Genomic DNA, 15,423 nt, shown 5'->3' with positions numbered 1-15,423 from the left:
TAATATTAAGTTCCATTGTTATTGTTTTTTCTTATTGCAAATATCCTTCAGGGAAGCGACAGAACTCGTCGTAACATTTTTTTATTAAAAAAATATTCTAAAATCATGTATTATTTTTCATATCGGGAAATCCTATAAAAAGAAAGAAGCAGCTAATATGTAGCTGCTTCTTGTATTGGAAAATTTTGTATGTATTTCTTATTAATTACCGGTTGTTACCAATAAATAATTTACACCTGCTATTTGGTTTTTATTAATAAGCTAAAGATATTCCCGCTCCCCAACCCATATCACTGTCATAGTGTGCACGAATACTCACATTTTTATTAAGAATATACTTCAGTTCGGTCATGTATTCTTTGTCGGTATTGACCATAAAACCTCCTCTCAATCGTTTTGAGATTGGAATATCTTCTCTCATCAGCTGCAAACGAACAATTCCGTCATGATATACTTCTGCCTGAAAGTTGACCAGCATCGGAAGAGTATACACGAATCCTAAGCTCACTGCTCTTCGGGTATCTTTTTCGTTCTTTTGTCCAAAGATATTTTTCTCCTGTTCATCAATTCCCATTTTTCTATAGCGGAAGTCAAATCCTACAAACGGCATCAACCACTGCATTTTTCCGATATATCTTCCTAAGTGGGTCTCTACTTCATATCCATGCATATCATTGTATCCTAAACGCCATTCTGTAGAAAGATTCCATCTTGCATTCTGAAGCATTGCATCCCCGTCATTTCCATTGGTTGCAAAATCATTCTGAATCATAAAATGAGGCATATTGCTTTCTTTTTGAAGCATATTATACGCCTCTTTTTTATCTGGCAAATACGGATTTTTATAATCATCCACAGCAAAAACCCTGTTCATTCCCGCCATCATATGATAAAGGATATGACAGTGGAAGAACCAGTCTCCTTCTTCATTGGCTTGAAATTCAATCGTATCGGTTTCCATTGGCATAACATCCAGTACATTTTTCAGGGGGGACTTTTCTCCTTTTCCGTTAATCACTCTGAAATCAAAGCCATGCAAATGCATCGGGTGCCTCATCATGGAATTATTATAGATGGTAATCCGTAATATTTCTCCTTTTTTCACCGGGATTTTATCGGTTTCCGATAAGATTTTATTATCCATGCTCCATACATAACGGTTCATATTTCCGGTGAGGGTAAATTTTAATTCTTTTACCGGAGCATTTTTGGGAAGTTCTGTATTATAAGGAGATTGCAGCATGGCATAATTCAGGGTTTTAATATCACCTAAAGCATTGGCATTATACCTGTTGCCATCCATGTTCATCTCCTTATTCATCCCTTTATCTGCATTCATATTATGCTGGCTGTGATCCTGCTTCCGGCGGCCATCTCCTGTGATCTCAGGATACATGACAACGTTCATATCCATTTGGTTAAGGCTCATTTTCATTCCCATATCATTCAGATCTCCATTCATTTTCATCATGTCATTCATCATTTTCATTCCTTCAAAATATTTAAGTTTAGGAAGAGGAGAAATGAGCTGTTTTATTCCATTCCCTACAAAATAGCTTGCAGATTGAGTTCTGTCTTCTGTAGTGGCTAAAAACTCATAGGCAACACCATCCTGAGGAATTGTTATCACAATATCATAGGTTTCAGAAACAGCAATAATCAGTCTGTCTACTTCTACGGGTTCCACATCGTTTCCATCATTGGCTACAACGGTAATTTTACCTCCGGCATAGCGAAGCCAAAAATAAGAGGAAGCTCCACCATTTGATATTCGTAACCTCACTTTATCTCCTGCCTTTAGCTTTTTGCCATCAACGGTTTTTAAATCTGTACTATGATTTCCGTTGATTAACACTTTATCATAGTACACATCACTTACATCCATGGCCAGCATACGTTTCCACTCATTAGTCAGCTTCGTCTTAAAATGTCCTTCTTTAATGGCTTCTACATAAGACTGCGTCGCATTTTTCTTAATGGCAGCCCAATCGTTGGCGTTATGCAGCATCCTGTTGATGTTGTCTGGATTCAGGTTGGTCCATTCGCTTAAAATAAGGGGAACTGTAGGCAGATCATCAATCTCTTTTCTGAAGGTTTTGTCATCTTCTCTTTTTTTCATGATAAAACTTCCATACATCCCGATCTGTTCCTGAAGCCCAGAGTGTGAATGATACCAGTGTGTTCCGTGTTGAATAATCGGGAAACGGTAGGTATAGGTAGCTCCCGGCTTTATAGGTTTTTGGGTCAGCCATGGCACTCCATCTTCTTTATTGGGTAAAAACACCCCATGCCAATGTAAGGATGTACTCTCTTTCAGCTGATTATGTACCACAATTTCCGCTATATCTCCTTCTGTAAAGGTAAGAGTTGGCATTGGAATCTGTCCGTTAACTGATATGGCTCTTTTTTCTTTCCCCGCGTAATCAACCAGTGTATCTTTTACATACAGCTCATATCGTACTACTTTTTGTGCAAAAAGACTTTGCCAGCAGAAGAAGATCAAAACTGCCTGAAGTAGTTTTATCGTGATATTGTGAGGTATATTCATTGTACTATTTTTATTCATAAGCTTTGTTCTGTGCGTTTAACCAATCGGTTATCTTTTTAATTTCATCATCACTCAGTTTTGCTTTACTGTGCATTAGAGCATATGACGATAATGGCATTTTTCTGTTTACAATCTGTTCTTTTATTGAATTCAGCAATCTTTCCTGCTTTCGGTTTGAATAGCTTTCCCATTCGCTGAAATTCAGGTCATCTTTTGCTTCATTAATATGGTCTTCTACAAGCATTCTTGTGGGCTGTATGTAATCGTACCAGGCATAGTCGGTATTGTTACTATGACAGTCATAGCAGGAATTCCGAAACAAAGTTTTTACTTCAGCCGGCATTTTATACAATCTTGTAAAATCTTTTGCAGCAGCCTCGCCTTTATTTACATTAAAGGCGGGCTGATACCATTGTATTGCAATAAAAACGAACAGAACAAATACCAAAATTCTTTTTAGTATTTGTTTCATTTTCAGAACTCTTTTTTCACAGAACCACAGTTTAGCATCTGATTTCCATAGTATGGATTTTTGATGGCTTTGGTTTCACTGATCCATACCGCTCCTTTTCCGTCATTAAACATAGGGCAATGATCCTGATACAGTTTTTGAGAGCTGCCAAATAATGTGATAAGGTCTGAAACATCTTTACTTAAAAAAGCCAGATGTTCCCGCTGATGGTCAATTTTTCCTGCATTATCACCGATATGTTCAGCATTTTCCCTGGCGTCATCTGCTATTTCTTTATATTCTTTTTGCTTTCCGGAAGGAATGCTTTTAATATCTACATTCTTTAAGGTATTCAGTAATTGTTTTCCTGCATTGGATGCACCTTTGTCATTATCGGCTATTAATGCATTTTTAAGAGCTAAATACTCTTTAATAATAGGATCAATGGTAAAAAAGTTTGGGGATTGAGCCTCTGTTTTAACCGTTTCAGTTTTCTGAACCGGAGCGCTTACCTGTTCAGCAGATGCTGCTGAATCATGTAATGGTAATGTCTTTGTATCAGATACAGATGTGCTGTCCTGTGTCTTTAGTTCACTGTTTTTATTTTGAGACTGCTTGCATGAAACTGCTGTTGCTGCTACAGTTGTTGATATGATGATTGATACAACTATATTTTTCATTGTATTGATATTTATTGATTAAGTTTCTTTATTATTTGTTATTGATGATTTCCTGAACACTGCCACAGGTAAGCATTTTGTTTCCATAAAATGGATTTTTGACCGCTTCTTCTTTGCTAAGCCAGTTCGCTCCTTTTCCATTATTAAACATGGGACAATGCTGGTAATAAATCGGTTGTTCCTGTTTTGCAACTTTTGTAAGGGCATAGATGTTTTCAGACAGAAGTGCAAAAGTGTCTCTCTGTTTTGAGATGTCTTTAGTAGCTGCTATCTTTTCTGCATGTGCTGTAAGTTCTTTTAAAACTTTCATCCAAACGGTATGTTCTTCATTGGAAAGCTTACTCATTTCAACATTCTGAATGGATTTTACCAAAGAGGCGGCTTTTGCCGATGAGGTTCCCGCATCAGTATTTACAAGAGCATCTTTTAAAGCAAAATAATTGTCGAAAACCATACTAAGCTGAGACGTATTTTTATTTTCAGAGCTATTGAGCTGATTCATTTTACTATGATCATGATTGGTATGTTCATTATTCATATTCATCCCTTGATCTTTATCTGGCCTTGCAGGTTTTAGTTCTCTTTTGTACTGGCAGCAGCCTGCTAATTTATTATAAACATCATCCGGCGCTAAGAATTTTTCGTTGTCATAACCGGCTAAAGCAATGCGTTTAAGGATTTCATCTTCATTTGTTTTTTTCGCATCATAAGTCAGTGTAGCCATTTTGGTATCTTCATTCCATTCTACGGATGAGATATTCTTTAGATTACCTACTTTTTCTATATTGGTTTTACACATGTCACAATTACCATATATTTTTATGGTAGATGTTTTCGCATTTTTTAGCTGTGCAAAACTCATCGTGTATGATAGTAATACAGTGATTACCATCAATATTTTTGATATTGATTTCACTTTTTGATTTTTAAAAATTAATATTTGGAATACAATAGATTGTCCGAAAACAAAAATTTTGCTTTCGACAAGACATATCTCTGGCTGTTAAACCAGGAGTTACCCTATTTTGGGAGGTTGCCAGATGGAAGAAAAACCTGAAGAATAATAGGTTTGGCTGAAACTAAATTTAAGTTTCTTTTCTTCTATGAAATGATTTTTGATTTTTAGATCAGACATAACAGGCAGTCCTGCTAATGAGATCACAGTTCCACATCGGCAAGAATTATGTTTGCATTTGCCATTGCAGTCATTATGTTCTCTGTCTTTTTTACAAAACCCCGGTTGGCAGCAGAATTTTTCAGAAAAGGTGCTGGTTTGACACTTATAACCCAAGGTTTCATCCTTTTTTATATTTTTCTTGGTACAGGCAAAACTTAAACTCGGCACTAAGAAAAGCACCAGGCATAGGATAAGAATGTGACCAATATTTTTGTTATAAGTTTTCAACGAAACAAAGTTACAATTTTTATCATTTATATCTTTTTTTATGAAATTATTTTTGTGAAATTTTATAAAAGTTTGATTTATTGACGAAAATAGGTTGGTACTTTTAACAAAGAAATCACATCAAAATTTTCCACGGAAAACTTACGACAGCTAAGGTACCGTTAGTCGTAGAATAATAAAAAAATCGGTACAAAGAGATTTGTACCGACCCAACCATTATTAAAAACTAACGAAAATGATTACTTCGTCTGAATACTGAAAAAAATTAAATAATGAGTCAGGAAGCCGGATGCCAAAAAGAGGAAATTTCTTTTTGGGGGTAATTATGACCGTCATTAGATTAACAAGGATGAAATGTATCTATTGAGCATAAAGTAAAAAATACTTTAGTTCTTCTTCAATACAAGAAACATCCCTCTTCCGGCATCCATTCTTCCTTCCCACAATCAATTCTTTAACATCTTCAGATTTTATAATCCTATTTTTTTATAAATCTATTTTTGTATTCTGTTCCATCTGCGCTTTTAGAAACAATAATATAATTTCCCGGTACCAGACCGCTTACATCAATCGCCTGATTATATCTGTGATCATTTTTCTTCAGAACAAGTTTCCCGGACATATCAATAATGATCACTTCTTTATAGATTTTATCTGATTCTTTCCCGATATAAAGATGCTGTGCTGTAGGATTCGGATAAATTTTCAGACTATTGTCTTTACTTTTTACTTCTCCTGTTCCTAAATTGCTGCAGAATTCCCAATTCCCGAAGTTCAGCTCCACAAAAGCAAACGGATCTAACATCTGGCACTGATCCGGACAATATTCCGTACAGGCATAAAATCCATACTTTCCTGAACTTGTGGCTACATAAGCAGCTCCTACCACACCCGGGATGATACAGGGATCTCCTATTACAGGAGGATTACTGCTGGGCACACATTTGAACCAGGTATGCTTGCCATAAACAACAGGAAATATGTTATCAAACTGTACAGAAGCACCATTGCACACATTCATTATTCCTCCGTTGTCCTGATAAGTTCCGGGAGTATAGGTGCTCATCATTGCTGGGAGACCATAGACAAATCCATCTGCAAATACGGCAGGGCTTTCCGCGATACAATCGCCGTCTGTAACTTTAACTTTAAAATAATTCAACTGGTCATTCCCGGTAATGGTCAGCTGTTGTGATGTAGCTCCCGGAATGGCTATCCATGGGTTGTTATTAGGAGTCTGCCAGGTCCATTCCTGTTTATACCACTGATAACTTCCATAGCCCTGTACTGTGGAAAGAACCTCATCTTCCGTATCACAGAATAAAATTGTTCCCGGATATTTCTGCCCGAGTCTTGCACTGGTAATTGTAGGAGTACACTGTGCTTTTATATTCAGAATGGTGAATAATAAAAACACTAAAAAAATTAGTTTTGTTTTCATATATAGATTATTAAGTTTGGTGTTGCTAAAAATCCTCTACATCAATCCAACAGTACTCTGATCCCGAATTTCATATTAAAATGAAGGGGTTTCTCTTTATAAATAGTATTGGGAGCCGTTTCTTCCTTAAAATGATATCCTATTCCCGGTTCTGCATACACTCCGATTTTATCAACAATCTTCAGCTGAAGCCCTGCCGCAGCATTCACAGAAAACTGAAAGGGTTTATGATCAAGACGCTCTTTGGAGCTCTCTTTCACTTCGTCATTAACAATATAACTTGTTGTAACACTTCCTGATATAGGCTTTTCTACCAGTGCTCCTCCTGTAATATATCCCGTAAACCTCCCTTTCTGAATAACATTGTAGTTAACCTGAACGGGAATTCCTATATAATGAACCGTCTGATCTCCTTTTATATAATTGTTATCACTTCCGGAATGCAGTTCAGAAGCCAGTTTGGTATAATTCAGACCTGTTCCGATTCCCCATCTTTTTCCTAAATTATAGTAAAGAGACAATCCGAATGTGACCGGCACTTTATGTCTGATTCTAGCTTCTACCGGCTGGCTCTGATTGGCCAATAATATGGCCATCAGGGGATCATCATGATAATCGGATGCCATAAATACCTGCTCTACATTCATTGCTTTTCCTGTGATAGAAGCATAGCCCGGAAACTGCTGTTCTGCAGAATTGGAGGCCATATTTCCTGTAAGCAAACTCAGCATCCATGATTTTTTATCGCGGGATTTTGAGGTACCGTGTTTGGCATTTTCAGCATAGACTTCCTTTGATTTCTCTTCTTTAAAAAGAACCTCATCAGAAGTCTGTTCTTTGGCAGTTTCTTTTACTGTATCATCAATAGAAGGCACATTATAAGCAACTTTGCTTTCCTTCTGAAAAGACTCTGATGCTGACGGAAGTTTGAATATATCCTTGATTTTTTGGTTGTTTTCAACTTGATTTTCTCCTCTCCTCTCGGCATATCTTTGTGCTGCAATTTTCTCCGTAGATCCTGTGTTTAATATATTGTCTGCTAAAAAAGCTTCTGTTCCTGATTTTATATCATTGCTTGGGCTCTGTTCTGTTTCTATAGGTTTTAAAGAGTTTTTTTCCTCTTCATTTCTCACACCTTCGGATTTCTGAGACATTCTTCTTTCTGGATCATTCTGAGGCCATATTTTCGTCAGCAAAAACAATATGGCAATGGCTGCTGCAATTCCTCCAACTCGGTAGAATAAGGTTTTTCTTCCTATATCTTTCTTCGCTTCACCGTCCTGAACTTCAGGAATAAAACCAGGAACGATGTTGTTTTCTTCCCCGGAAAATAATTCATCTTTAATGTCATCCCACAACCCTTCCGGAACGTCCTCTTCATGGTCATCCATTCTGCTTCGCAGGTTATTTAGCCATTCGTTATTCATATTGTGCTTTTTTTGACATTTTAAATTCTTTTATTTTCTGAGCAAGCAGTCCTTTTGCCCTGTGAAACTGTGATGCAGAGGAATTTTCTGCTATTCCCAGAAGTACGGCAATCTCTTTATGGCTTTTTTCCTCAAATACATACAGATTGAAAACTGTTCTGTAGCCATCAGGAAGAGCTCTGATCATCATCATAATATCATCACGCGGAATTTCTTCAAAATCCGGCTCTTCTTCATTAGGAATATCCGGAAGGTCATCTACTTCTACAGCAGATGTAAAATCTCCTTTCTGTTTTATATGCTTCAAAGATTCATTCACGGTGATGCGTGTCATCCAGGCTTTTAAAGAACCGCTTCCTCTGTACTCAAAAGATTCTATCGAACGGAACATTTTGATAAAACTGTTCTGGAGTACATCATGCACATCTTCTTTTTCCGACAGATAACGGGAGCATACATAGGACAGATTTCTGGAATAAGCTCCAAAAAGCTCTTTCCAGGCAGCTTCCTCCTTTTTCAGAAGGTGCTTTACCAAAATCTGTTCTTTACTTTCTTCCATATAATGCTGCTGCCTCCGTATCCGGTGAGATGCTATAAAACTGTCAAGCAAAAATAGATTGCATCTTATTGATAAAGTGCAATCCATTAATGATCATATCTATTAATTAATTTTTAATACAGAATGGGAAATTATAATCAATCACCTCATATGGGGTAACCAATGTACCATCTACTGTAATTTTTTCTGCTGTAAGAGCATACCTAAGTGTCTGATCCAAACCTACATAATATCCTTTTTGCTTAGAGACAAATTCTACAATGGTCTTTTTATTAACACCGTCTACAGGAATCTGAAGTTCCATTGTTTTCGGGGTAAAGGTAAGCTCTATTACATTATTCGCTGTATTGATCACTGCTGCATATTTAAGATCATACTTTACTTTTGCCATCGATTTCAATGCCTGTTCTGCTTTTACAGGGTTTTTCACTACCGTTTTTACAATTTCTTCGATAGGAAATTCAGCAAATGAGATTGTATCTTTTTTTACTTTAAACTCTTTTACTCCTTCTCTTTTGCTATTTCCCTGTACTATAACCAGCTTTCCTTTATAATTTCCTGGTAAATTTTCCATTTTTACAGGTGGAATATCCGGACCTTCATTATCATTGCATGCGGATAGAGTAAATCCTGCTAAAACCATTAAAACTGTTATAAAAAATCGGGGTACTGTCAATTTTTTCATTGCATTACTTTTTCGTTAAACATTATTTATTTTCGAGTACTCATCTATATAAATCCTGTTTTGCGAAAATCTTGCATATATTTTTTTAAAAAAGAATAAAAATTTCATAACCAATTGATTTTATGGAGATAAAATTTCATCACTTCTCTACAAATTCCATACCTATTGTAAAAATAAAGTTATATCCATCTTGGATAAAACATCAAAAAAGGAAACTATATGACATAGCTTCCTTTTTATTATTTTACCTGTTATATTTTACTGTATTCCTCCACCAAGCGCTCTGTACAGATCTACCTCAGCATTTAACTTTTCAAGAGTGACATTAATGGCTTCCAGATCATTCTGCAGTTTATTGTTCTGGGCAGTGATGACTTCAAGATAGGTTGCCATACCACTTTTATACAGCTTCAGTGCATCATTAATTCCTTTGTCCAGAATAGCTGTTCTCTGTTCCAAAAGGTGAAGCCTTTCTGAAGAACCATTGGATTTCGCCATCGCGTCTGAGACTTCTCCCACGGCAGTCATTACAGATTGTTTAAAATTAATGGCTGCTTTTTCCTGTTCAATCAAAGCCGTGTCATAGGCTGTTTTCAATTGCTTTTTCTGGAAAATCGGCGCTGCCAGATTTGCGGCGATTGCCTTGGTAATAGATCCCGGAATATCAAACCATGAGCTGAATTTATTGGAATTCACTCCAATCTGCGGGCTCAGGCTGATACTTGGATACATCGCTGCTTTTGCTAATCCGGTTTTGGAATTTAAACTGATTACGTTAAACTCTGCCATTTTCAGATCCGGTCTGCGGCTTAGCAGTTGTGCAGGTAACCCTTCTGACAGTTTGTTTTCGGGAATCATTGTTTTCAGATTTCCTTCTCTTTCAATTTTGGCTGGATACTCTCCGCAAAGAATACTCAAAGCATTTTCCTGGATAGAAATATTCTGCTTCGCCAAAGGGATCAGCAACTCGGCTGTTTTCTTCTGCGCTTCGGATTGCTGAACGGCTAATGAATTAATCTGTCCTGCTGTAAACTGAAGATTCATCATTTTGAGCGTATTATTGCTAAGCTCAATATTCTGTTCTGCTATTTTCAGCTGTTCGTCCAGACTGATAAGGTTGTAATATGCTTGAGCCACCTGAACTATGATTCTGCTTTTAATAGCATTTAAGTTTTCTTTCTGTCCAAAATACTCTGCCGCCGCGGATTCTTTCTGCATTTTAGCTTTTCCCCAGATGTCAACTTCCCAGGAAAGTCTCAGTGCTGCACTGAAATCATCCATATATTTTGTACCGACAAACTGTTCGTTCAAAGAGCCGTTAAGCGTATTGGTGGATGCCCAGCTTCTGTTGGCACCTGCTGTAAGATCTAATGTTGGCATCAGACCCAGCTTAGCCTGTTTGTAGATCAGATCCAGCTGTTCAATATTTTTCAAAGCGACATTCACTTCGTTGTTTCTTGAAAGGGCTTTGTCTATTAAACCAATCAGTTTAGGATCTTTGAAAAAAGTTTTCCACGGAAGGACTACGGTATCTCCTGTTACCTGCACAGATTCTTTGTATGTTTCGGGAACCTGAAGATCTGTTCTTGTATATTTTTTCCCTACGGCACAAGACATCAGCAGTAATGCCATTGCGCCTGAAATAAGGAAATTCTTTATATTAAATATTCTCATTTGTCAATTGATTTTCTATCGTATTATATTTCTTTTTGGTAGAGAATTTCTCATCCAGATACTGAAAGAACATGTAGAGTACAGGAATTACAAAAACTCCTAAAACCACTCCGCTCAGCATTCCAATTGCAGCACTTGTACTGATGGATTTGTTTCCTGAAGCCATTCCTCCAGTAGAAATCATCAGCGGAATCATTCCCACAATAAAGGCTAATGAAGTCATGATAATCGGACGTAACCTCGCCTTTGCTCCTTCCAGTGCAGAATCCAGAATCGAAAGTCCTGCTTTTCGCCTTTGTATGGCAAATTCTACAATCAGGATCGCGTTTTTGGCCAAAAGACCGATAAGCATGATCAATCCTACCTGTACATAGATATTATTATCCAGCCCGATCGCTTTTATTCCTAAGAACGCTCCTACAATTCCCGTTGGGATCGAAAGCATTACTGCCAGAGGAAGAATGTAACTTTCATACTGAGCTGCCAATAGCAGATATACAAAAAGCAAACACAGTCCAAAGATGGCAATTGTCTGATTTCCTGCAGATTTTTCTTCCAGACTCAATCCAGTCCATTCGTAGCTGTAATCAGATGGCAATTTGCTTAAAGTCTGTTCCAGTTTGCCCATCAATTCTCCGTTACTTACTCCTGGTTTTGGAGATACGTTGATATTTAATGAGTTGTAAAGATTGTAACGCTGAACAGATTCCGGGCCATAGACTTTTTTCAAAGTAATCAATGTATTCACCGGCACCATATCTCCTTTGTCGTTCTTTACGAAAATATCATTGAAGGCTTGCTCATCCATTCTGAAAACTCCATCCGCCTTAATATTCACTCTATAGAACTTCCCAAATCTCGAGAAATTCTGAGACTGATCTCCTGAGAAATAGGTCTGAACGGTTCCCAACAAGCTTGAAATGCTTACTCCAAGCTGTTTTGCTTTATCTTCATTCACTTCAAGTTCCATCTGAGGATAATCTGCCCTGAACATTGTGTAAGCAAATGCCACTTCCGGAACCTTCATCAGCTGACCTATCAATTCATCTGCTTTCGCTTTAAGAACCTGAGGATCTCTTCCCATACGATCCTGAAGTACGATCTCAGCATCATTCGTCATTCCATATCCTTCTACCGGAGGCATTCTAAAGGTCATTACACTTCCTTCTTTGATGACTCCCAATTTTGCACTCGCCATATCTACCACTTCCTGGATATCCTGAACTTCACCTCTCTCTTTTTTAGGTTTCAGTTTAACAAATCCCATCGCATAAGCCGGTCCTGCACTGTTACTAAGAAGGTTGTAGCCTGTGATGGAAGTATTTTCCTGTACTGCATCTACTCCTTTTAAGATTTCATTGATTTTGTTGGAAACTTCCGTAGTTTTAGTCAATGCTGTTCCCGGAGGCATGCTTAAAGTGTACATGAAGAATCCGTCATCTTCCATCGGCACGAAACTTTTAGGTGTACTTGACATCAGCCATCCTGCAACACCGATAACGGCTACGATTAATCCTCCTGCAATCCATTTCCGTCCTATTAAGAAACGTACTCCTTTTGCATAACGGTTGGTCATATTATTAAATCCTGCATTGAATGCTACCGCAAACCTTTGCCCGAATCCTTTTGATTTTTTATCTTCTCCTGAGTGGTTGTTTTTCAAAAACACAGCACATAAAGCGGGGGTTAAAGTCAATGCGTTAACCGCTGAAATAATGATCGCTATGGCTAATGTATAGGCAAACTGCTTATAGAATAATCCTGCTGAACCGGACATAAATCCGATTGGAATAAATACCGCCGACATCACCAATGTGATTGAAATCACCGCTCCTGTAATCTCACTCATCGCCTTGTGAGTGGCCTCTCTTCCTGAAAGATCCGTCCCTTCCATATTGCTATGAACAGCTTCCACCACTACAATGGCATCATCCACTACAATCCCGATGGCCAGTACAAGGGCAAAAAGTGTCAATACATTAATGGTAAATCCTAAAACCAGAAGGAAGAAGAAGGTACCGATAATGGCTACCGGAACCGCCACTGCAGGAATAATCGTAGATCTGAAATCCTGCAGGAATATAAATACCACGATAAATACAAGGATAAATGCTTCTATCAAAGTTGATTTTACCTGTCCTGTAGCCTCATCCAATCTTTCTTTGGTACTCATTACCTTCGTATATTTGATCCCGGGAGGGAATGATTTTGATAATTGATCAAGGGCTTTATTTACCCCTATTTCAATCTGATTAGCATTAGATCCTGTAGTCTGCATAATCGCTACAGTAACTGCATTTTTCCCATTGGAAAGATTGTCTCCTGTATTGGAAATGGCTCCGAATTCTACACGGGCTACATCTTTTAGCCTGATGACCTGGCTTCCGGTATTTTTAACAATAATATTTTCATATTGTTCCGGCTTGTTCTTTTTTCCTTTATATCTGATCACATATTCTAAGGCAGCATCAGATTCTTCCCCCAATTTACCCGGGGCAGATTCCAAGCTATGGTCTGCAATGGCTCTGGAAACATCTGCCGGTTCAAGTCCGTAGGATGACATTTTCTGAGGGTTAAGCCATATTCTCATGGAATAATCTTTCAATCCGAAAACCATGGCCTGTCCTACTCCTTTTACCCTTTTAACCTGCGGAATAAGGTTGATATTCGCGTAGTTCTGAAGGAAAGTTTCATCGTATTGCTTATTATCTTCAGTATAAATATTGAAAATCAACACCATACTGTTCTGCTGCTTAGAGGTGGTTAATCCCATTCTCACTACCTCCTGCGGAAGTATCGGAGTGGCCTGCTGTACTCTGTTTTGTACGTTTACCGCTGCCTGATCGGCATTCACTCCCTGCTTGAAAATAATGGAGATGGAGAATGTACCATCATTACTCGCTGTGGATTTCATGTATTCCATGTCTTCCACTCCATTAATCTGCTCTTCCAGCGGAGTTACCACGGAACGGATCACAGTTTCACTATTTCCTCCCGGATACGATCCTGAAACGGTAATCGTAGGCGGAGAAATATCCGGGAACCTGGTCACTGCCAGCTGGTTTAATCCTATGATCCCTAAAATCACAATGATAAGGGATATTACTGTTGCCAGTACCGGACGGTCTATTATCTTTTTTAACATTTTTGAATTTTCTAAGAATGGTTATACAACTATTTCAAATGAACTGTTGTCGCCACAACCTGTGCTCCGTCTGTAAGGGCATCAATTCTGTTGATGGCGATTTTGTCTCCTGCACTCACGCCTTCTTTGATAAAATAATCCTGAGACGTACTTCCTGAAACCGTAATCTGAGTCATTTTCACTTTATCCTTACCATTCAGTTTATAGACAAAGAATCTGTCCTGAATATCTTTCACGGATGTTTTCGGAAGTTTGACTACCCCATTCAACGCATTATGAATCATGACTCTGGCTGTTCCTCCCGCTCTTAATAATTTATCCGGATTTTGAAAAACAGCTTTCATCTGAATACTTCCGGTATTTCTGTCGAAGTTTCCGCTGGCATTTTCCAGTTTTCCTTTAAGAGAATAGGTGGAACCGTCTGCAAGGATAAGCTCTACATTTTCTACAGTATTTCCTGATGCAGACGCTTTGCTGTGTGAAATAAAATCAGCTTCATTCATTGAAAAATACACATTCACGCTGTTTATGCTTGAAAGTGTTGTCAGAGGTGATGCATCTGAAGGACTGATGAGGTTTCCTACTCTATTTGGAATTCTTCCTATGTATCCGCTCACCGGTGCTTTGATATACGTAAAATTGGCATTAATCTTTGATGATCCTAATGATGACTGTGCCTGTGCAACCTGTGCCGATGCTGCTTTATAGCTTGCCTGTGCGGTTTTCAACTGCATATCAGAAACTACTTTTCCTTCTACAAGAGGTTTCAGCTTTTCAACCTCAAGTCTTGCTGTTTCCTGTGCTGCTATGGCTGATTTCAAAGCGGCAGCATTGGTGTTTACCTGCTCGTTGTATACGGATGGATTTATTCTGAAAAGGGTCTGTCCTTTACTTACATACTGTCCTTCTTTGATATATACTGCTTCCAGATAGCCTGTCACCTGTGCTTTAATATCTACATTGTCCTGCCCTTCTATGCTTCCCGGATATCCTGTAGACACGTCTGCATCTCCGGACTTCACCTGGATAAAATCTGTGGGCAATGCCTGCTGCATCTGCTGGTCGTTTTCCTGCCCGTTTCCGGAACCGCACGAATAAAGTATCGCTGCTGCAGTAAGTGAAAGTACCAGATATCCTTTTCTGTAATTCATAACATTGGTTTTTAAATTTTACAGGAGCAAAATAACTTCATCTTATAGTGATATTCATTCAGAAGTTGGGTGAAGTGTCGTTAATTGCAGGTGAAGCGTATGATACCAAAAATGAAAGGAAAACAGCTATTTTCCTTTATAATTGTGATAAAAAAGAGATTTTCGGGTGAAAAAAAGAGTGAAATCATTAAGGAGAAATTAATGTATTTCACAAGTAAAACGAAAAAAAAGATTGCCTTAGGTAAAAGCAATCTCGT

At 38.0% G+C, this 15,423-nt stretch carries 12 protein-coding genes; all 12 read right to left on the bottom strand.

The window, feature by feature from the left end:
- Positions 1 to 253 precede the first annotated feature (253 nt).
- On the bottom strand, positions 254 to 2,548 hold the full coding sequence (locus LKL37_RS15625; protein ID WP_431611439.1) for a multicopper oxidase domain-containing protein: 2,295 nt from the start codon (positions 2,546 to 2,548) through the stop codon (positions 254 to 256).
- Between the two features lie 10 nt (positions 2,549 to 2,558).
- Positions 2,559 to 3,020 carry a heme-binding domain-containing protein gene (locus LKL37_RS15620; RefSeq protein ID WP_431611438.1) on the bottom strand — a complete coding sequence of 154 codons (462 nt, stop codon included), beginning with the start codon at positions 3,018 to 3,020 and terminating at the stop codon, positions 2,559 to 2,561.
- Between the two features lie 2 nt (positions 3,021 to 3,022).
- Complete coding sequence (locus LKL37_RS15615; RefSeq protein WP_431611437.1) at positions 3,023 to 3,679, bottom strand: DUF3347 domain-containing protein; 657 nt, start codon at positions 3,677 to 3,679, stop codon at positions 3,023 to 3,025.
- Positions 3,680 to 3,710: 31 nt separating this feature from the next.
- The gene (locus LKL37_RS15610) at positions 3,711 to 4,595 is read right to left on the bottom strand and encodes a DUF3347 domain-containing protein (protein WP_431611436.1); all 885 of its coding nucleotides are present in this window, start codon (positions 4,593 to 4,595) and stop codon (positions 3,711 to 3,713) included.
- A 99-nt stretch (positions 4,596 to 4,694) separates the two neighbouring features.
- Positions 4,695 to 5,084, bottom strand: a complete 390-nt coding sequence (locus LKL37_RS15605; protein WP_431611435.1) for a hypothetical protein — start codon at positions 5,082 to 5,084, stop codon at positions 4,695 to 4,697.
- 478 nt (positions 5,085 to 5,562) lie between these two features.
- Complete coding sequence (locus tag LKL37_RS15600) at positions 5,563 to 6,525, bottom strand: T9SS type A sorting domain-containing protein (RefSeq protein WP_431611434.1); 963 nt, start codon at positions 6,523 to 6,525, stop codon at positions 5,563 to 5,565.
- Between the two features lie 41 nt (positions 6,526 to 6,566).
- Entirely contained in the window at positions 6,567 to 7,952 is a 1,386-nt protein-coding gene (locus LKL37_RS15595; protein WP_431611433.1) for a porin family protein, read from the bottom strand.
- Positions 7,945 to 8,511 carry an RNA polymerase sigma factor gene (locus tag LKL37_RS15590; RefSeq protein WP_431611432.1) on the bottom strand — a complete coding sequence of 189 codons (567 nt, stop codon included), beginning with the start codon at positions 8,509 to 8,511 and terminating at the stop codon, positions 7,945 to 7,947. Before LKL37_RS15590 ends, LKL37_RS15595 begins: the two co-directional genes overlap by 8 nt.
- A gap of 106 nt (positions 8,512 to 8,617) precedes the next feature.
- Positions 8,618 to 9,196 (bottom strand): DUF4840 domain-containing protein, encoded by a 579-nt coding sequence (locus tag LKL37_RS15585; protein WP_431611431.1) that lies wholly within the window; start codon positions 9,194 to 9,196, stop codon positions 8,618 to 8,620.
- 258 nt (positions 9,197 to 9,454) lie between these two features.
- The gene (locus tag LKL37_RS15580) at positions 9,455 to 10,870 is read right to left on the bottom strand and encodes an efflux transporter outer membrane subunit (protein WP_431611430.1); all 1,416 of its coding nucleotides are present in this window, start codon (positions 10,868 to 10,870) and stop codon (positions 9,455 to 9,457) included.
- Positions 10,857 to 14,015, bottom strand: a complete 3,159-nt coding sequence (locus tag LKL37_RS15575; RefSeq protein WP_431611429.1) for an efflux RND transporter permease subunit — start codon at positions 14,013 to 14,015, stop codon at positions 10,857 to 10,859. The genes LKL37_RS15580 and LKL37_RS15575 overlap by 14 nt, the downstream gene beginning before the upstream one ends.
- Positions 14,016 to 14,044: 29 nt before the next feature.
- A complete protein-coding gene (locus LKL37_RS15570; RefSeq protein WP_431611428.1) occupies positions 14,045 to 15,166 on the bottom strand; it encodes an efflux RND transporter periplasmic adaptor subunit in 1,122 nt (373 codons plus the stop codon).
- Between the last annotated feature and the right edge of the window lie 257 nt (positions 15,167 to 15,423).

The organism is Chryseobacterium sp. 'Rf worker isolate 10' (assembly GCF_050753305.1).
In the GTDB taxonomy this organism is placed as follows: Bacteria; Bacteroidota; Bacteroidia; order Flavobacteriales; family Weeksellaceae; genus Chryseobacterium.
Note: the sequence above shows the minus strand (reverse complement) of the source record. Positions and strands in the feature narration are given on the sequence as shown.